This window comes from Micromonospora sp. NPDC052213, from assembly GCF_040679695.1.
GTDB lineage: Bacteria > Actinomycetota > Actinomycetes > Mycobacteriales > Micromonosporaceae > Micromonospora.
The window spans coordinates 47,065-65,879 of sequence record NZ_JBFAVI010000008.1; the positions used below are offsets into that span (position 1 = coordinate 47,065).

Sequence of the window (18,815 nt, forward strand, 5' to 3'; positions counted from 1 at the left end):
TTCGCGCTCCTGGACGGCAGACCGGCGACGGCGGCCGGCCTAGCGTCGACGACGACCAGGCGTACGGCGTCGGAACGGCGCGACGGATCGGCAGGAGGACTCATGACCCGCAACAGGCTGACCTGGGCGGTGCTCGTCGCTCTCGTGTGGACGGCGATGATGTCGTTCGGCGGCGTCGCCGCCGAGACCGTGATGCTCTACCCGAACATCTTCGGCGACCCGCCGGCGTCGCTGGACCGGGCGCGCGAGTTCCTGGTGGCGGGCGGCCCGAGTGACTACTTCCCGCCGCTCGGCGCCACCGTCGTCCTCGCGTCCCTCGCCGCGACGGTGCTCACCTGGCGTGACCGCCGGCTGCGCTGGTGGATCGTCGGCGCGGCAGCGGTGTTCGTCGCCTGCGAGTTCCTGTTCTCCGTGTTCTTCTTCTGGCCGCGCAACGAGATCATGTTCGTCGACCCGGTCGGCACGCACTCCCCGGAGTACCTGCGCCAGGTCGCCGCGGAGTTCGTCGCCGGGCACCGGGTGCGTCTGTTGGGCGGTGCGGTGACCGCCGTGCTGGCGTTCACCGCGCTGCTGCGCTGGGCCCGGTCCACCGCGCCACGGACCTGACGTGAGACGGGCAACGGGGGCGGACGTCGACGCGTCCGCCCCCGTACGTGTTCGGTGTGGCGGACCGGGCAGGATTCGAACCTGTGCCCCGCCTCCGGCCGATGTACTCGCCCTGTGGCGACCATGATCCGGTAGGTACTCTCTCGCTCATGATCGCGTTGCCCTCGCCTCGCGTTCACGGCGGCTCCGCGCCGCCTTCGCCGTCGTGTCATGCCTCGTGGTTTCCTTCGACAAGCCGCCGTGCGGGCGGCCGAAGTGGCCCCGGCGGTTGCTGACGGGAACGAACTGCCATTTGAGGGGGAGTTGAGTGGTCAAGGCCAATCTGAAGGTGCTGGCCCTGATTGTTGGTGCGCTTCTCGTCTCATCGAGCCTGTCCGGATGCATGAAGAATGAGGAAGCAGGCGGGGAGACGAAGATCTTCGAGATCGACAACACGGAGGAAGTCTTCGGTAAGCCGGACGAGCGGGTGGTGACTGTCAGGAAGCACTACATGATCCTGAATCCACCCGGAGGTCTGGTGGAACTGAAAGAGCTGGTCGAGGAGTACGCCAAGGCTCACCCGATCGAAGGGGAGGCCCAGGTGGCAGAAGGCAAGGTCAGGGCCTTCTACATGTACTTCTACCGGGAGAGCGGCGACCTGCCGAGGGACTGGCAGCCTGATGAGGGTTACCTGGACACGGATCGGCTGGAGCATCACAAGAACGATCTGATCGTATCGATACTTTGGTCGGACGACGATCCGCAGAAAAGATACTCGATCTATGACAAGAGCAAGGAAGGGAAGATCCTGAAGCGGATGCAGTTTATCGACGATCGGCTTGTCGAGTAGTGCTGAACCGAACAGGTGTGCAGCCGGGTGCGCCGACACGGGTCGGCCGGCGGATCACCCGCGGAGACGTGCGCGGTCCCGGTTGATGGGAGGCCCGGCACTCGTGTGCGGTCCGTCCCGTCTGGAGATCCCGATGGCATCGGGAGAGCGTTCGGCCGTGGCCGGGGGCGCGCCGGAACTTCGGCACAGACGCCCGCCGCCGTCGCCGACGGCCGGACACACGACAAAGGCCGCTGACCGGGTTGCCTGGTCAGCGGCCTTTCGTGGTGCTCATCGATGGTGCCCCCGGCAGGATTCGAACCTGCGCCCCCGCCTCCGGAGGGCGGTGCTCTATCCCCTGAGCTACGGGGGCTCAGCGACTTGAGAAGACTAGCAAACGCCTCCCCGGAACGCCGAATCGGTATCGGATGATCGAGTCCGTGTCGCCGGGCCAGGGTGCGGGCGGGCCCGGAACGCCTGGTCGGCCCGCTCAGGCTGGTCGGCCCGGTCGGGCCGGCCGACTCCGGTCGGGCTGACCAGCCCGGTCAGGCTGGTCGGCACGGTCTCGCTGGCCGCGCCCGCTCAGGCGGCGACGGCGCGGCCGCAACTGGGCAGCGGGTGCAGCACGATGCGGCGGGGCAGCCGGCGGGGCCACTCGTTGCGGGGCCAGGAGCCGTCGACGATCAGGTGCACCGTCCGCTGCTCCTCGCCGCTGAGCCGCAGCACGAAGTCGCGGGGGAGCGGCGGGTCGACCGACGGCGTGGTGATCATGAAGCGCACCCGGCCGCGGGACGAGACGGCGGAGATGACGTCCGCCGCCGGCATGGTGCCGCGCAGGCGTACCCGGCCGATCCAGTAGACCTCCGCGAGGTGCTCCTGCGCGGCCCGGGTGATGGCCGGGTACTCGCTGCGTACCCAGCGCTCCACCGCGCCCACGCAGAGCCCGCAGGCCCGCTCCCGGGGCTCCCGCGGGCCCAACCCCCAGGCCCGCAGGTACGCCCCGACCGCCCCGGCGTCCATCGGCAGCTCGAAGCGGCGCTGGATGAGCGTGTGCAGGCTCTGCCGCGTCCACAGCTCCTCGTCCAGGCCCAGCTCGTCGGGGTAGACGCCCCGCAGGACGTCGATCAGTTCGAGTTCCTGTTCGCGGCTGAGCGTTCCCGGCTCGCCCTGCCGCTGTCCGCGACGGACGGCTGCCACCGCCCCGTCACCGCCGATGGTGTGGCGTCGGCACCAGCTGGTGACCGAACGCCGTGCGTCTCTCAGTGCAACCCCCACGTCCTGCGCAACGAGCCCGAATCGCAACTGGTCACGATATGTGTGGAGAAAACTCCCTTAGTGAGGTAATCGGTCGGACCGGTCTTCAGCTCGCGTATACTGCCAAACCGGGCATAGGCTCCGGCGGGAACGGCGAGAGGTCCGGGCCGGCCGGGGTGAACCGGCGCGACGCGGACCTCTCGACGGATGAGCGGTGCGGTGGGGACTGGATCAGCCGCCCAGGCGCTTCAGCGCGTTCTGGAGGTTGGTCAGGTCCTTGCGCTGGGTGTTCTTCATGGTCTGGGCCGTCCGGACCACGTCGGGCTCGTCGCTGGCCTCGAGGATGCCGTCGATCATGTGGATGCCGCCCAGGTGATGCTTGATCATCATTTGCAGGAACAGGACGTCCAGCTCCCGGCCCTCGGCCGCGTGCAGCTTCGCCATCTCCTCGGGGGTGGCCATGCCCGGCATCAGCCCGTTCTTGACCATTCCGGTGCCGTCGGGCATCCACGACATCGACGGCTCGCTGCCCGCCGGGTCGAGCTCCCACGAGCGCAGCCACGCCTGCATGATGCCGAGCTCACCCTGCTGGGCGGTGGCGATGTCGCCGCCGATGCTGCGGACCTCCGGGTCCGTGCCCCTGTCGAAGGCGACCAGGCCCATCTCCACCGCCTGCGCGTGGTGGGTCGTCATGTCCCGGGCGAAGCCCGCCTCCGCCGAGGTCTCGCCCGGCCGGGTCAACCGGGGCGTCAGCAGGCCGCCCGCGTACCCGAGGAGCAGCCCGACCACGACGGCGAGAGCCAGCGCGGCGGTGCCCCAGCGGCGCGCGGACGGCCGCCCCTCCTCCGGAGCGGGGCTGGCCGGCTCGGCGGTATCGATCATGGTCGGGGTGCTCATCGTTCTCCTCAGCCCATCTGGTTGCCGTCACGCGGCGCGGTGCCGGTGGCGGTGATGCCCTGGCTGCACAGCGCGGTCGGGCCCTCGATCGAGGCGTTGACCCGCAGCGCCTTGATGAAGTCGTCGATCCGGCTGTCGTCGGCCTTGTCAACCTTGAGCTGGTAGCCCCAGGCCTGCAGGGAGATCGGCTTGTCCAGCCCCTCGAACGGGCTGAGCATCATCTTCTCCTTGCCCTGCACCTTCTCGGTCAGCTTCGCCACCTGGTCGGCGGGCAGGTCGGGGCGATAGGTGATCCACACCGTGCCGTGCTCCAGGCTGTGCACCGCGTGCTCGTTGGCGACCGGGGCGTCGTAGACGTCACCCATGCAGTTCTGCCAGGCCGCGTTGTGCGGGCCGGCCACCGGCGGCAGGATCGAGTAGGTGATCGGGCCGGTCTGGTGGTTGCCGCCCGAGACGAGCTCCTTGTCCTTCTCGCGGAAGTTGACGATGCCCTGGATGTCGGCTGCCCGGTCCTCCCAGGGCTTGGCGCCCTGGAACGACGCCCAGGCGCCGTAGCCGATGATCGACACGGCGAGCACGCCCACGGCGACGAAGAGCGCGATCGGGCCCCAGGAACGACCCTGGCTCACCTTCACCGGGGTGACCGGCTTGCGGCCCTTGCCCCCGGCGCCGGGGCGGGGACCCGTCGACTTGCCGGCCCCGGCCTTGGCGTTGCCGGACCCGGCCTTGCCGGCGCCCGCGGCCGGCCGGCCCGCCGCCGGCTTCTTGCCGGTGCTGACCGTGGTCGGGCGGCGCTCGGGGCCACCCGGAGTGCTGATGCTCATCGTGCCTCGTCAGGTCGGTCGGTCAGGGGATCCGGCGGGCCGGTTTCACACTCTGGGTCGCCGCCGCGGGGACCGAGTCTACCCCCGATAACATGGATCGGTGACTCCCGCAGAACTCGCCGAGGTCGTCCTCTCCGCAGCCCACGCCGTCTTCACCGAGCGGGGCCTGGACCGCTCCGCACTGCCGGACTCCACGGCGGTGGAGCGACCTCGCAACCCCGAGCACGGCGACTACGCCTCGACGCTGGCGCTCCAGCTCAGCAAGAAGGTGGGCGTCCCGCCGCGCGAGCTGGCCACCGCCCTCGCCGAGCAGCTCGGGCGGGCCCCGGGGGTCAAGTCGGTGGAGATCGCCGGCCCGGGCTTCCTCAACATCCGGCTCGACGCGGCCGCCGCCGGCCAGCTCGCCCGGACGATCGTCGAGGCCGGCGAGGAGTACGGCCGCAGCGAGCGGCTCGCCGGCCAGCGGATCAACCTGGAGTTCGTCTCGGCGAACCCGACCGGCCCGGTGCACATCGGCGGCGTCCGCTGGGCGGCCGTCGGCGACGCGCTCAGCCGGCTGCTGCGCGCCACCGGCGCCGACGTCGGCACGGAATACTATTTCAACGACGCCGGCTCCCAGATCGACCGGTTCGCCCGTTCCCTGCTCGCCGCCGCGAAGGGCGAGCCGGCCCCCGAGGACGGCTACGCCGGGGCGTACATCACCGAGATCGCCGACGCGGTCCGGGGCATCCGTCCGGACGTGCGGGAGCTGGACGACGCCGCCGCCCAGGAGATCTTCCGGGTCGAGGGCGTCGCGCTGATGTTCGAGGAGATCAAGACCTCGCTGCGCGGCTTCGGGGTGGAGTTCGACACCTACTTCAACGAGAAGGACCTGCACGACCGGGGCGAGCTGGACCTCGCCCTCGAGCGGCTGCGCGCGCAGGGCCGGGTGTTCGAGAGCGACGGCGCGACCTGGCTGCGCACCACCGACTTCGGCGACGACAAGGACCGGGTGCTGCGCAAGTCCAACGGCGAGTGGACGTACTTCGCCGCCGACTGCGCCTACTACCTCGACAAGCGCGAGCGCGGCTTCGAGCGGGTCGTGATCATGCTGGGCGCCGACCACCACGGCTACATCGGCCGGATGAAGGCGATGGCCGCGTGCTTCGGCGACGACCCGGAGCGCAACCTGGAGATCCTGATCGGCCAGATGGTCAACCTCGTCCGCGACGGCGCCCCGGTCCGGATGAGCAAGCGGGCCGGCACGGTGGTGACCCTGGAGGACCTGGTCGACGCGATCGGCGTCGACGCCTCCCGCTACGCGCTGGCCCGCTACTCCAGCGACTCCCCGATCGACATCGACGTCGAGCTGTGGACCCGGGCCACCCGCGACAACCCGGTCTACTACGTCCAGTACGTGGCGGCCCGGACGGCCAGCGTGGGCCGCAACGCCGCCGAGGTGGGGCTGACCCGGGGCGACGCCGAGGCGTTCCGTCCCGAGCTGCTCGGGCACGAGAAGGAGAACGAGCTGCTCAAGGCGCTCGCCGAGTTCCCCGCCGTGGTCGCCACGGCGGCCGAGCTGCGGGGGCCGCACCGGGTGGCGCGCTACCTGGAGGAGCTGGCCGGGGCCTACCACCGGTTCTACGACGAGTGCCGGATCCTGCCGCGCGGCGACGAGGAGGCCACCGACCTGCACCACGCCCGGCTCTGGCTGAACGACGCCACCCGCACCGTGATCGCCAACGGGCTGCGCCTGCTGGGCGTCTCCGCCCCCGAGAGGATGTGACATGCGCGCACACGAGGCCGGTGCCCTGCACGGGGACATCGGCAGCCGGGGGCCGGCGTGGCTGCGTACGCCGGTCGACGTCAACGCGCTGGTGCCGCAGCTCTGGCCGCGCAACGTGACGCGCGGCGGCGACGGGGTGCTGACCGTGGCCGGGCTGGGCGTCGGCGACCTCGCGGCCGAGTTCGGCACGGCGGTGTACGTGCTCGACGAGGACGACCTGCGCTCGCGCTGCCGCGACTTCCGCACCGCCTTCGACGGCGTCGACGTCTACTACGCGGGCAAGGCGTTCCTCTGCCGTGCCGTGGTCCGGATGATCGCCGAGGAGGGCCTGCACCTCGACGTGTGCACCGGTGGCGAGCTGGCCACCGCGCTGTCGGCCGGGATGCCGCCCGAGCGGATCGGCTTCCACGGCAACAACAAGTCGGTCGGCGAGCTGGCCCGGGCGCTGGACGCCGGGGTCGGGCGGATCATCCTCGACTCGTTCCACGAGATCGACCGGCTCACCGCGCTGGCCCGGGAGCGGGGCGTCCGGCCGAAGGTGATGATCCGCGTCACCGTCGGCGTCGAGGCGCACACCCACGAGTTCATCGCCACCGCCCACGAGGACCAGAAGTTCGGCTTCTCCCTCGCGGGCGGGGCGGCGGCCGAGGCGGCCTTCCGCGTGCTCGACGAGGGCGTGCTGGAGCTGCGCGGCCTGCACTCGCACATCGGCTCGCAGATCTTCGACGCCAGCGGCTTCGAGGTCTCCGCCCGCCGGGTGCTCGGCCTGCAGGCGCAGATCCGCGACGCGCGCGGGGTGGAGCTGCCCGAGCTGGACCTCGGCGGCGGCTTCGGCATCGCGTACACGACCCAGGACGACCCGGCCGCGCCGCAGGACCTGGCGAAGCGGATGCGCCGGATCGTCGAGTCCGAGTGCGCCGCCGAGCGGCTGGCGGTGCCGCACCTGTCGATCGAGCCGGGCCGGGCGATCGTCGGGCCCGCCGTGTTCACCCTCTACGAGGTCGGCACGGTCAAGGACGTGGACGGGATCCGGACGTACGTGAGCGTGGACGGCGGGATGAGCGACAACATCCGCACCGCGCTCTACGACGCGTCATACTCCGCGACGCTGGCCTCCCGGGCGTCGGCCGCCGAGCCGATGCTCGCCCGCGTGGTGGGAAAGCATTGTGAGTCCGGGGACATCGTGGTGAAGGATGAATTCCTGCCCGCCGACGTGCAGCCCGGAGATCTTGTCGCGGTGCCCGGCACCGGCGCCTACTGCCGGAGCATGGCCAGCAACTACAACCACGTGCCCCGGCCCCCCGTGGTCGCGGTGCGGGCCGGCCAGGCACGTCTGATCGTCCGGCGGGAAACCGAAGAGGACCTGCTCGCATTGGATGTGGGATGACGTCACCTGTGCGCCTGGCGCTGCTCGGCTGCGGCACGGTCGGTAGCGAGGTGGTCCGGCTGCTGCACGAGCAGTCGGCCGACCTCGCCGCCCGGATCGGCGCCCCGCTGGAGATCGCCGGCATCGCCGTACGCCGTCTCGGCCGCGACCGGGGCGACCTCCCGGTCGACCCCGCGCTGTTCACCACCGACCCGCTCGGGTTGATCAAACGCGACGACGTCGACGTGGTGGTCGAGGTGGTCGGCGGCATCGAGCCGGCGCGGAGCTGGCTCGTCGAGGCGCTGCGGGCCGGCAAGAGCGTGGTCACCGCCAACAAGGCGCTGCTCGCGGAGGACGGCGCGGCCCTGCACGACGCGGCGGCCGAGGGCGGCGGCGACCTCTACTACGAGGCGTCCGTCGCCGGGGCGATCCCGCTGCTGCGCCCGCTGCGGGAGTCGCTGCACGGGGACCGGATCAACCGCGTCACCGGCATCGTCAACGGCACCACCAACTTCATCCTCTCCGCCATGGACGCCACCGGCGCCGGCTTCGCGGAGGCGCTGGAGGAGGCCACCGAGCTGGGGTACGCCGAGGCCGACCCGACAGCCGACGTGGAGGGCTTCGACGCGGCGGCCAAGGCGGCCATCCTCGCCTCGCTGGCGTTCCACACCCGGGTCGGCGCGGCCGACGTGCACCGGGAGGGCATCACCGAGGTCACCGCCGCCGACGTGGCCAGCGCCAAGGCGATGGGCTGCACCATCAAGCTGCTCTGCATCGCCGCCCGGGGCGCCGACGCCGCCGGCCGGGAGACGGTCAGCGTGCGGGTGCACCCGGCGATGATCCCGCTGACCCACCCGCTGGCCAGCGTCGGCGACGCGTTCAACGCGGTCTTCGTCGAGGCCGAGGCGGCCGGGCAGCTGATGTTCTACGGGCGGGGCGCCGGCGGCGCGCCGACCGCCAGCGCGGTCCTCGGCGACGTGGTGGCGGTCTCCCGCAACCGGCTCGCCGGGGTGCGCTCGGCCAGCGAGTCCGCGTACGCCGACCTGCCGGTGCGGCCGATGGGGGAGGCGCTCACCCGCTACCACATCAGCCTGGACGTGGCGGACCGGCCGGGCGTGCTGGAGGCGGTGGCCGGCGTCTTCGCCCGGCACGACGTCTCGATCGCCACGGTGCGGCAGGGCCCGGCGGGTGGCGACGCGGCCGGCCGGGGCGAGGACGCTGACCTGGTCATCGTCACCCACGTGGCCCCGGACGCGGCGCTCGCCGCCACCGTCGGCGAGCTGCGCGGGCTGGAGATCGTCCGGTCGGTGGCGAGCGTGCTGCGGGTCGAGGGCGGGGCGTGACGGCGTTCGCGTCTCGCCAGGTGGTTAACGACGGGTGCGCCGCGGGCGGGCCGGGCAGGCTGGTCCACGCTGACGGTGCCCCCGGCCCAGCGGGGCGATAGAGCGAGGAGAGCGACATGTGGCGGGGTCTGATCGACGCGTACCGGGACCGGCTGCCGGTCACCGACGTCACGCCCGTCGTGACCCTGCACGAGGGGAACACCCCGCTGCTGCCCGCGCCGGTGCTCTCCGCCCGGCTCGGCTGCGACGTCCACCTGAAGGTGGAGGGGGCCAACCCCACCGGCTCGTTCAAGGACCGGGGCATGACGCTCGCGGTCTCCAAGGCGGTCGAGGCCGGCAACAAGGCGATCATCTGCGCCTCCACCGGCAACACCAGCGCGTCCGCGGCGGCGTACGCGGCCCGCGCCGGCCTGACCTGCGCCGTGCTCGTGCCGCAGGGCAAGATCGCGCTGGGCAAGCTGGCCCAGGCGCTGGTGCACGGCGCGAAGCTGCTCCAGGTGCAGGGCAACTTCGACGACTGCCTGTCGCTGGCGGCGAAGCTCGCCCAGGACTACCCGGTCGCCCTGGTCAACTCGGTCAACATCGACCGGCTGCACGGCCAGAAGACGGCCGCGTTCGAGATCGTCGAGGCGCTCGGCGACGCGCCCGACATCCACTGCCTGCCGGTCGGCAACGCCGGCAACGTCTCCGCCTACTGGATGGGCTACTCGGAGGAGCTGCGGGACGGCAACGCCACCCGGGCCCCGAAGATGTACGGCTTCCAGGCGGCCGGCGCGGCGCCGATCGTCACCGGCCAGGTGGTCCGCGAGCCGTCCACGATCGCCACCGCGATCCGGATCGGCAACCCGGCGAGCTGGACCAGGGCGCTGGACGCCCGGGACTCCTCCGGCGGCCTGATCGCCGCCGTCACCGACCGGGAGATCCTGGCCGCGTACCGGCTGCTGGCCCGCGAGGTCGGGGTCTTCGTCGAGCTGGGCAGCGCGGCCAGCGTGGCCGGCCTGCTCCAGCAGGCCGCCGCCGGCAGGATCCCGGCCGGCTCGACGGTCGTCTGCACGGTCACCGGGCACGGCCTGAAGGACCCGGAGTGGGCCATCTCCACCGCTCCCGCTCCGATCACCATCGCCAACGACCCGCTGGCCGCCGCCCGCTCGCTCGACCTGGCCTGAACCACGCCTGAACCGGCCCGTCCTGTGGGCGGGACCGGGAGCGGGGGCGGCCGGTGTGCGCCGCAGCCGGTGCGGGAGACTTCTTCCGCCCCGCAACCGTCCTCTCTCCAGGAGTGAGCCACGCCGATGTCGGTGCTCGCCAGATTCAGCCTCGCCAATCGAGGGCTGATCGCCCTCATCGCGGTGGTGACCACGGCGTTCGGAGCGTTCGCCGTGCCGTCGCTGAAGCAGCAACTCCTGCCGTCGCTGGAGTTCCCGGCCGCGTTCATCGTGGCGGCGTACCCGGGCGCCGGCCCGGAGGTCGTCGAGTCGCAGGTCACCGAGCCGATCGAGAACAGCCTCCAGGGCATCCCCGGCCTGGACCGGGTCACCTCGACCTCGCGTGAGGGCTCGACGACCGTCCAGGTGCAGTACGAGTTCGGCACCGACCTGGACGACGTGGTCAACAAGATGGAGACCGCGCTCAACCGGATCGACACGCAGCTGCCCGAGGGGGTCGACCCGCAGGTCATCGCCGGCAGCACGGACGACCTGCCCGCCGTGGTGCTCGCCGCGTCCGGCGGCGCCGACCAGCGCGCCCTCGCGGAGAAGCTGCGTGGGGCGGTCGTGCCGGAGCTGGAGGCGATCGAGGGGGTCCGGTCGGTCGACGTGACCGGTGCCCGGGACGACGTCGTGGTGGTCACCCCGAATCCGGCGAAGCTGGCCGCGACGAAGCTCCAGCCGGCCGCGATCGGCGCCGCGCTGAAGACCAACGGCGTGACGGTGCCGGCCGGCGCGGTGGCCGACGGCACCCGGGCCCTGCCGGTGCAGGTGGGCACCCCGCTCGCCACGCTGGACGACCTGCGCGGCATCGTCGTCGCGCCGGCGGCGGGGAAGGCCGCCCCGGTCCGCCTCGGCGACGTGGCCACCGTCGAACAGCAGCTCGCCCCGGCCACCGCGCTCACCCGGACCAACGGCAAAGACAGCCTCGGCATCGCCGTCACCGCGGCCCCCGACGGCAACGCGGTGGAGATCTCCCACGAGATCCGGGACCGGCTGGCCGAGCTGCGGGAGGCCTCCGGCGCCGAGCTGACCGTGGTCTTCGACCAGGCGCCGTTCGTCGAGAAGTCCATCGAGAGCCTGACCACCGAGGGCCTGCTGGGCCTGGTCATGGCCGTCATCGTCATCCTGGTCTTCCTGCTGTCGATCCGCTCCACCGTGGTCACCGCGGTCTCCATCCCGCTCTCGGTGGTGGTCGCCCTGATCGCGCTCTGGATCGGCGACTACTCGCTGAACCTGCTCACCCTCGGCGCGCTCACCATCGCGGTCGGCCGAGTGGTCGACGACTCGATCGTCGTGCTGGAGAACATCAAGCGGCACCTGGAGTACGGCGAGCCGAAGCGCGAGGCGATCCTCGCCGCCGTCCGCGAGGTGGCCGGCGCGGTGACCGCGTCCACCCTCACCACGGTGGCCGTCTTCGCGCCGATCGCGCTGGTGGGCGGCTTCGTCGGGCAGCTGTTCGCGCCGTTCGCGATCACCGTCACCGTGGCCCTGCTCGCCTCGCTGCTGGTCTCGCTGACCGTCATCCCGGTGCTCGCGTACTGGTTCCTCAAGCCCTCCGGCGGCACGGTGGACGACGCCGCGGTGCGCCGGGCGGCGGAGGAGAAGGAACTGCGCAGCCCGTTGCAGCGGGCGTACCTGCCGGTGATCGGGTTCGCCACCCGCAAGCGGGCCACCCGCTGGATCACCCTGGGGCTCGGCGTGCTCGTGCTGTTCGGCACGTTCGGCCTGTCCCGTCAGCTGGAGACCAACTTCATCGACGACTCCGGCCAGGACACGCTGAGCATGACGCAGGAGCTGCCGGCGGGCACCGGGCTGGCCGGCACCGACGCGGCGGCCCGCCAGATCGAGGCGGTGCTGGAGCGGACCGACGGCATCGAGACGTACCAGGTGACGGCGGGCGGCGGGGACAACCCGTTCGCGGGCGGCGGCAACAACGTCGCCACCTGGTCGCTGGCCCTCGGCGGCGAGACCGACGCCAAGGAGATGCGGGAGGTCCTGCGCCGGGAGATCGACGCGCTCGGCGCGGCCGTCGGCGAGGTCAGCTTCGGGGCCGGACAGGGCGGGGCCGCCGCCAACCAGTTGGAGGTGGTCGTCCAGGCCACCGACCCGGAGTCGCTGAGCCGGGCAGCCGAGGAGGTCCGGGCGGCGATGGCCGGGGTGGCGGGCGTGGCGGACGTCTCCACCAGCCTCGCCACCCGGGTGCCGCGCGTCGACGTCACCGTCGACCGGGTCGCCGCCGGCCGGGCCGGGCTCACCGAGGCCGCCGTCGGCCAGTTGGTGGCGCAGGCGTTCCGGGGTGCGCCGCTGGGCCAGGTGACCCTGGACGGCGGGCAGCGGGACGTGGTGCTGCGGTTCGCGGGCAAGGTGCCGGTCTCCGTCGAGGAGCTGCGCGCGCTGCCGGTGGGGCCGGTGAAGCTGGACGACATCGCCGACGTCACCGTGGCCGAGGGGCCGCAGCAGGTGACCCGGATCGAGGGTGAGCGCAGCGTCTCGGTGACCGGTACGGCCACCGCCTCCAACCTCGGCGCCACCACCCAGGAGCTGCAGAGGAAGCTGGACGCCATCGACGTTCCGGGGGCGACCTTCGCCATCGGCGGCGTCAGCGCCGACCAGGAGGAGGCGTTCGCCGACCTGGGCCTGGCCGTGCTCGCGGCCATCGCGATCGTCTTCCTGATCATGGTGGCGACGTTCCGCAGCCTGACCCAGGCGCTGATCCTGCTGATCTCCATCCCGTTCGCGGCGACCGGCGCGATCGGCCTGCTGCTGGCCACCGGCACCCCGCTGGGCGTGCCGGCGTTGATCGGCGTGCTCATGCTGGTCGGCATCGTGGTGACCAACGCGATCGTGCTGCTCGACCTGATCAACCAGTACCGGGCGCAGGGCATGGGGGTCCGGGAGGCGGTGGTCGAGGGCGGCCGGCGCCGGCTGCGGCCGATCCTGATGACCGCGGTCGCCACCATCTTCGCGCTGCTGCCGATGGCGTTCGGCCTCACCGGGGAGGGCGGCTTCATCTCCAAGCCGCTGGCGATCGTGGTGATCGGCGGTCTGCTCAGCTCGACGCTGCTGACCCTGATCCTGGTGCCGACGCTCTACACGATGGTGGAGCACGCCAAGGAGAGCATCCGCTCCTGGCGGGCGAGCCGGTCCGGCGGCGAGACTCCGGCGGTCCCCGCCGCCGGCGTCCGGGACGCCGGGACGGAGCGGTCCGGCGGGCCGGTCCCGGTGCCCGCGGCGCCGTCGGCCGGCGCGGAGGGGGCCGCCCGGCCGGCGCCGTCGGCCGCGCTGGTGGACGGCACGGACCAGTTCGAGGTGCTGCGGCTGCCGAAGAGCCGCAGGTCGCCGCTGCCACCGGCCGAGTAGCACCCGTACGTCCGTGGGCGCCCCCGGCCGGTCCCGCCCGCCGGGGGCGTCCGCGTTCGGTCAGGTACCCGCCGGACGCCGTGGCGCGCCGGCCACCGCCCGGTAGGGTCCGGACGTGCCGTCCACCTTCTCGGTCCTCGCCCGCAACCGGAACTTCCGCAACCTCGTCCTGGCCGAGCTGGTGGTCTTCGGTGCCGACTGGTTCGTCATGGTGCCGCTGCTGGTGCTCCTGCCGGACCTGACCGGCAGCGGCGTGTGGGGGGCCCTGGTGCTCGCCGTGGACACCGGCATCGTGGCGTTGCTGCTGCCCTACACGGGCACGGTCGCCGACCGGTTCGACCGGCGCAAGATCATGATCGCGGCCAACGTCGCGGCCCTGTTCGGCGTGCTCCTGCTGCTCGGGGTGCGCAGCGCCGGCACGGCCTGGCTGGCGATGGTCGGGATCGGCGTGGTGGCGGTGGCCAAGGCGTTCTACTCCCCGGCGGCCCAGGCCGCCCTGCCCAACGTCCTCGACCCCGACGAGCTGGCCGCGGGCAACGCCGTCGCCGGGTCGGCCTGGGGCACGATGACCATCGTCGGCGCCTCGCTCGGTGGCGTGCTCAGCGCCGCCGTCGGCCCGTACGCCTGCTTCTGGGTGGGGGTGGTCGGCCTGGCGGCCGCGGCGGGCCTGGCCACGCTGATCCGCCGGCCGTTGCAGGCCCCGCGCGACGCCGGACGACCGGCGCAGCAGACCTGGGCGGCGATCCGCGAGGCGCTGGGCTACATCGGGCACCGGCCGAGGGTGTTGGGGCTGGTCACCGTGAAGAGCGCGGTCGGCCTGGGCAACGGCGTGCTGACGGTCTTCCCGCTGCTCGCCGCGGTGTACGGCGTGGGACCGGTCGGCACCGGGCTGCTCTTCGCGGTCCGCGGGGCGGGTGCGCTGGTCGGGCCGATCCTGATGCGTCGGGTGCTGAACAACCGGGCCTGGCTGCTGTCCGGGCTGGCGCTGTCCATGTCCCTCTACGGCCTGGCCTACCTCGGCATCTCGGTCGTCGACTGGTTCCCGCTGGTGCTGGCCCTGGTCTTCGTCGCCCACTTCGCCGGCGGCAGCAACTGGGTGATGTCGAACTTCGCCCTCCAGGGCGAGGTGCCCGACCGGTTGCGGGGCCGGGTCTTCGCCACCGACATGATGCTGGCGACCCTGGCCATCTCGGTCAGCCAGCTCGTGGTGGCGGCCGTGGTGGACACGGTGGACGAGCGGGTGGTGCTGGCCGGCTGCGGCCTGGTCACGCTGGTCTACGCGGTCGGCTGGCGGATCGCCACCCGCCGGCTCTCCCTCACCGACCCGGTCGCGGAGCCGGACCCGACCCCGGCCCGCTGACCCGCCCGCCGGTCAGCGCTGTCCCGCCCCGCCCATGGGCGCGTCCGGCCGGGTCAGGCCGTCCCACTGCGTCGGCGCGTGGCCGGGGACCGCCGTGGGCCACCCCGGCGCGGGCTGCCCGGCCGCGGTCGGCGCGGGCCCGGGGGTCGGTGCGGGCCCGGCGGGCGGCCAGCCGCCCGAGGGGGCGGCCGCCGTGCCGGTCGCCCGCCGCCCGGCGAGCACCGCCGCGATCACCAGGCCCAGCCCGAGGGGGTACGCCACGGCCATCACCACGCTGTACGCCGTGTTCACCACCTGGAACTCGCGCCACCCGAAGTCGGCGCCGTCGGAATATCCGAAGCTGCCGTCGATCAGGCCGGGAGCCAGCAGGATCCAGGCGAGGGTGAGCACCGAGCTGACGAGCAGCACGCCGAGGCCGAACAGGGCCAGCAGCCGGGGCCGTCGGGGCAGCCGCCGCCCCGCCGCCACGGTCAGCACGAGGCCGACCAGCAACACCAGCATCGTGGGCGCCTGCGTGGCCAGCGTCGTCGCCAGGTGTCCGAGCACTCTGCCTCCCGTCGTCGTCGGTCGGGTCAGGCTAGCGGAACAGCGCCGGGCCGGATCACCCACGCGGTGGCGGCGGCGGCCCCGTCCCACCGGGCGGGTGGACGGCCGCGACGTCGGTGCGGAGCCCTAGCATGAGCCGGTGCCGACGACATTCGCCTCCGGTCCGGTCCGGGTCCGGGTTCCCGCCACCAGCGCCAACCTGGGGCCGGGCTTCGACGCCCTGGGGCTCGCCCTGGCCCTCTACGACGACGTGGCCGCCGAGGTCACGGCGGGGGGCGTCACGGTGGTCGTGACGGGGCAGGGCGCCGGGGAGCTGCCGACCGACGACCGGCACCTCGTGGTGCGCGCCATGCGGGCGACCTTCGAGGCGCTGGGCGGCCAGCCGGCGGGCCTGGCGGTGGAGTGTGTCAACCGCATCCCGCAGGCCCGGGGGCTGGGCTCCTCGTCGGCCGCGATCGTCGCCGGCGTGCTGCTCGCCCGGGCGCTGGTGACCGACGGGGAGACCCGGCTGGACGACGACGCCGCACTGCGGCTCGCCGCCGGGATCGAGGGCCATCCGGACAATGTGGCGCCCTGCCTGCTCGGTGGCTTCACGCTGGCCTGGACGGAGCCGTCCGGGGCCCGGGCGGTGTCGCTGCCGGTCGCCGCCGGCGTACGGCCGACGGTCTTCGTGCCTCAGGAGCGCGGCCTGACGGCGGCGGCGCGGGCCGCGCTGCCGGCCACCGTGCCGCACGGGGACGCGGCGCTGAACGCCGGGCGCGCCGCGCTGCTGGTGCACGCGATGACCGCCGAGCCGGCGCTGCTGCTGCCGGCCACCGTCGACCGGCTGCACCAGGACTACCGCGCGGAGGGGATGCCGGGCAGCGCCGCGCTGGTCGGGGCGTTGCGTGAGGTCGGTGTGGCGGCTGTGATCAGTGGGGCCGGGCCGACCGTCCTGGCCCTGGACGGGCTGCCGGAAGGCTATGATCCGGGAACAGACTGGCAGGTCTGGCGGTTGGACCCGGACGGGCACGGAGCACGGGTTGCCCGGGGTAGACTCGGACACGCGGAGCGGGACCCTGTTGCCGCAGGTCGGAAGAGTTGATTACGCTCTAGACTTAGCACAGCCGCGAAGCATGCGATCTTCCTGCGGGTCGGCGCACCCCCGAAGCTTTCGGCGGTCAGCCCGTCACCCCTGCTTAGGCCCACGCCGCACCGCAGTCTTCACAGGTCGCCGCAGACGGCGAGACCTGCTCACCGACGTCGGTGAGTCGGGAAACCGACCGGCTGCTGTGTCACAGACTCCCGCGACGCGTCCATGCGAGGCGGGTGCACCGAGGCCGCCCGGCCACCTTGTTTCGACCCCGGGCAGTCCCGGCCTATCGAGGGAAGGAATCCATTGAGCGACACCACCGACGTGACGTCGGATGTTTCCAACGTCGCTGGCGATGCCACCACCGCCGCCGCCCCCGCCCGTCGTCGGCGCAGCGGCACCGGCCTGTCGGCGATGCTGCTGCCGGAGCTGCAGAGCCTGGCTGCGTCGCTCGGCATCTCGGGCACGGCTCGGATGCGCAAGGGCGAGCTGATCAGCGCGATCTCCGAGCGGCAGGGCGGCGCCACCGCCGGGACCCCTCGACCGCGGGCCGAGGTCGCGGCCGCCGCCGCTCCCGCCCGGGAAGAGGTCCGCGAGACCACCGAGCGGCCCGAGGCCGAGCGGCGGGCCGCGGAGCAGGCCCCGGCGGAGCCGGCGCCCGTCGAGACCGAGGCTCGTCCCCGGACCCGGCGCAGCCGGGCCGCCGCCGCCGAGGCGCGGGCTGCCGAGGCCCGTCCCGCGGAGACCCGCACGGAGGAGGCCGAGGCCGGCGAGCGTGCCGACCGGGGCGAGGGCCGTGGCCGCGAGCGTGCCGAGCGCGTTGAGCGTGGCGAGCGTGCCGAGCGCGTTGAGCGTGGCGAGCGGGCCGAGCGCGTTGAGCGTGCCGAGCGTGGCGAGCGCGGCGAGCGTGGCGAGCGCGTTGAGCGTGCCGAGCGCGGCGAGCGTGCCGAGCGCGGCGAGCGGGGCGATCGCAACGAGCGTGCCGAGCGTGGCGAGCGTGGCGACCGCAACGAGCGCGCCGAGCGGGCCGAGCGGGGCGACCGCAACGAGCGGGGCGACCGGGGCCAGCGCGCCGAGCGCGACGCCGACGGTGACGACGACGGCGAGGGCGGCGGCCGGCGCGGCCGGCGCAGCCGGTTCCGGGACCGTCGCCGCGGCCGTGGCGAGCGGGCCGAGGGCGGCGGCGAGGGCGGGCGCGAGCCGCAGGTCGGCGAGGACGACGTGCTCGTCCCGGTGGCCGGCATCATCGACGTGCTCGACAACTACGCCTTCGTGCGGACCACCGGCTACCTGGCCGGCCCGAACGACGTCTACGTCTCGATGTCCCAGATCAAGAAGTACGGTCTGCGGCGCGGTGACGCCATCACCGGTGCGGTGCGCGCCTCGCGCGACGGCGAGCAGCGGCGGGACAAGTACAACCCGCTGGTGCGGCTGGACACCATCAACGGGATGGAGCCGGACGAGGCGAAGCGCCGGCCGGAGTTCTACAAGCTCACCCCGCTCTACCCGCAGGAGCGGCTGCGGCTGGAGACCGAGCCGCACATCCTCACCACCCGGGTGATCGACCTGGTCATGCCGCTCGGCAAGGGCCAGCGCGCGCTGATCGTGTCGCCGCCGAAGGCGGGCAAGACGATGGTGCTGCAGGCCATCGCGAACGCGATCACGCACAACAACCCGGAGTGCCACCTGATGGTGGTGCTGGTGGACGAGCGCCCCGAAGAGGTCACCGACATGCAGCGGTCGGTGAAGGGTGAGGTCATCGCGGCGACGTTCGACCGTCCGCCGCAGGACCACACCACGGTGGCGGAGCTGGCGATCGAGCGGGCGAAGCGCCTGGTCGAGCTGGGCCACGACGTGGTCGTGCTGCTCGACTCGGTGACCCGGCTCGGTCGGTCGTACAACCTGGCGGCGCCGGCCAGCGGCCGGATCATGTCGGGTGGTATCGACTCCACCGCGCTCTACCCGCCGAAGCGCTTCCTGGGTGCGGCCCGCAACATCGAGAACGGCGGCTCGCTGACCATCCTCGCCACCGCGCTGGTGGAGACCGGGTCCATGGCGGACACGGTCATCTTCGAGGAGTTCAAGGGCACCGGCAACGCGGAGCTGAAGCTGGACCGGAAGATCGCCGACAAGCGCACCTTCCCGGCCATCGACATCCACCCGTCCGGCACGCGCAAGGAGGAGATCCTGCTCGCGCCGGAGGAGCTGGCCATCATCCACAAGCTCCGCAAGGTGCTGCACTCGCTGGACTCGCAGGCGGCGCTGGACCTGCTGCTCGACAAGCTCAAGCAGACCCGCACCAACATCGAGTTCCTGATGCAGATCGCCAAGTCGACGCCGGGGGAGTGACCCTCCCCGGGTGAGACCGACGAGAAGGGCACGGCCACCGCGGTCGTGCCCTTCTCG

At 72.8% G+C, this 18,815-nt stretch carries 14 protein-coding genes and 1 tRNA gene; 10 read left to right on the forward strand and 5 right to left on the reverse strand.

The window, feature by feature from the left end; all coding sequences use genetic code 11:
• Window positions 1–102: 102 nt before the first annotated feature.
• Both AB0L34_RS04070 and AB0L34_RS04075 read left to right on the forward strand, forming a co-directional pair.
• Entirely contained in the window at window positions 103–606 is a 504-nt protein-coding gene (locus tag AB0L34_RS04070) for a DUF1772 domain-containing protein (protein WP_350703642.1), read from the forward strand.
• Window positions 607–913: 307 nt separating this feature from the next.
• The gene (locus AB0L34_RS04075) at window positions 914–1,435 is read left to right on the forward strand and encodes a hypothetical protein (RefSeq protein WP_363701711.1); all 522 of its coding nucleotides are present in this window, start codon (window positions 914–916) and stop codon (window positions 1,433–1,435) included.
• 277 nt (window positions 1,436–1,712) lie between these two features.
• Here AB0L34_RS04075 and AB0L34_RS04080 read toward each other — a convergent pair.
• The 4 genes from AB0L34_RS04080 to AB0L34_RS04095 all read right to left on the reverse strand — a co-directional run bounded on the left by AB0L34_RS04080 (window position 1,713) and on the right by AB0L34_RS04095 (window position 4,389).
• Window positions 1,713–1,787, reverse strand: a tRNA-Arg gene (locus tag AB0L34_RS04080).
• Window positions 1,788–1,996: 209 nt separating this feature from the next.
• Complete coding sequence (locus AB0L34_RS04085; RefSeq protein ID WP_350679090.1) at window positions 1,997–2,689, reverse strand: winged helix-turn-helix domain-containing protein; 693 nt, start codon at window positions 2,687–2,689, stop codon at window positions 1,997–1,999.
• Between the two features lie 210 nt (window positions 2,690–2,899).
• Window positions 2,900–3,550, reverse strand: a complete 651-nt coding sequence (locus AB0L34_RS04090; protein WP_363701756.1) for a DUF305 domain-containing protein — start codon at window positions 3,548–3,550, stop codon at window positions 2,900–2,902.
• Window positions 3,551–3,573: 23 nt separating this feature from the next.
• The gene (locus AB0L34_RS04095; RefSeq protein ID WP_363701713.1) at window positions 3,574–4,389 is read right to left on the reverse strand and encodes a DUF3105 domain-containing protein; all 816 of its coding nucleotides are present in this window, start codon (window positions 4,387–4,389) and stop codon (window positions 3,574–3,576) included.
• A 100-nt stretch (window positions 4,390–4,489) separates the two neighbouring features.
• On the opposite strand from AB0L34_RS04095, the gene argS reads away from it, so the two are divergent.
• The 6 genes from argS to AB0L34_RS04125 all read left to right on the forward strand — a co-directional run bounded on the left by argS (window position 4,490) and on the right by AB0L34_RS04125 (window position 14,791).
• Complete coding sequence (argS, locus tag AB0L34_RS04100; protein WP_363701715.1) at window positions 4,490–6,154, forward strand: arginine--tRNA ligase; 1,665 nt, start codon at window positions 4,490–4,492, stop codon at window positions 6,152–6,154.
• Between the two features lies 1 nt (window position 6,155).
• The gene (lysA, locus tag AB0L34_RS04105; RefSeq protein WP_363701717.1) at window positions 6,156–7,541 is read left to right on the forward strand and encodes a diaminopimelate decarboxylase; all 1,386 of its coding nucleotides are present in this window, start codon (window positions 6,156–6,158) and stop codon (window positions 7,539–7,541) included.
• A gap of 8 nt (window positions 7,542–7,549) precedes the next feature.
• A complete protein-coding gene (locus AB0L34_RS04110) occupies window positions 7,550–8,863 on the forward strand; it encodes a homoserine dehydrogenase (RefSeq protein ID WP_357459600.1) in 1,314 nt (437 codons plus the stop codon).
• Window positions 8,864–8,979: 116 nt separating this feature from the next.
• The gene (gene thrC / locus AB0L34_RS04115) at window positions 8,980–10,029 is read left to right on the forward strand and encodes a threonine synthase (protein WP_350703632.1); all 1,050 of its coding nucleotides are present in this window, start codon (window positions 8,980–8,982) and stop codon (window positions 10,027–10,029) included.
• A gap of 126 nt (window positions 10,030–10,155) precedes the next feature.
• Window positions 10,156–13,431: an efflux RND transporter permease subunit gene (locus AB0L34_RS04120; protein WP_363701719.1), complete on the forward strand. Its 3,276-nt coding sequence runs from the start codon at window positions 10,156–10,158 to the stop codon at window positions 13,429–13,431.
• A gap of 115 nt (window positions 13,432–13,546) precedes the next feature.
• A complete protein-coding gene (locus tag AB0L34_RS04125; protein WP_350703628.1) occupies window positions 13,547–14,791 on the forward strand; it encodes an MFS transporter in 1,245 nt (414 codons plus the stop codon).
• Between the two features lie 12 nt (window positions 14,792–14,803).
• On the opposite strand, the gene AB0L34_RS04130 is transcribed toward AB0L34_RS04125, so the two are convergent.
• Complete coding sequence (locus AB0L34_RS04130) at window positions 14,804–15,337, reverse strand: hypothetical protein (protein WP_363701722.1); 534 nt, start codon at window positions 15,335–15,337, stop codon at window positions 14,804–14,806.
• 139 nt (window positions 15,338–15,476) lie between these two features.
• Here AB0L34_RS04130 and thrB point away from each other — a divergent pair, with 139 nt between their 5' ends.
• Entirely contained in the window at window positions 15,477–16,421 is a 945-nt protein-coding gene (gene thrB, locus AB0L34_RS04135; protein ID WP_363701724.1) for a homoserine kinase, read from the forward strand.
• A gap of 294 nt (window positions 16,422–16,715) precedes the next feature.
• The gene (rho, locus tag AB0L34_RS04140) at window positions 16,716–18,758 is read left to right on the forward strand and encodes a transcription termination factor Rho (RefSeq protein WP_363701726.1); all 2,043 of its coding nucleotides are present in this window, start codon (window positions 16,716–16,718) and stop codon (window positions 18,756–18,758) included.
• The last annotated feature ends 57 nt before the right edge of the window (window positions 18,759–18,815 follow it).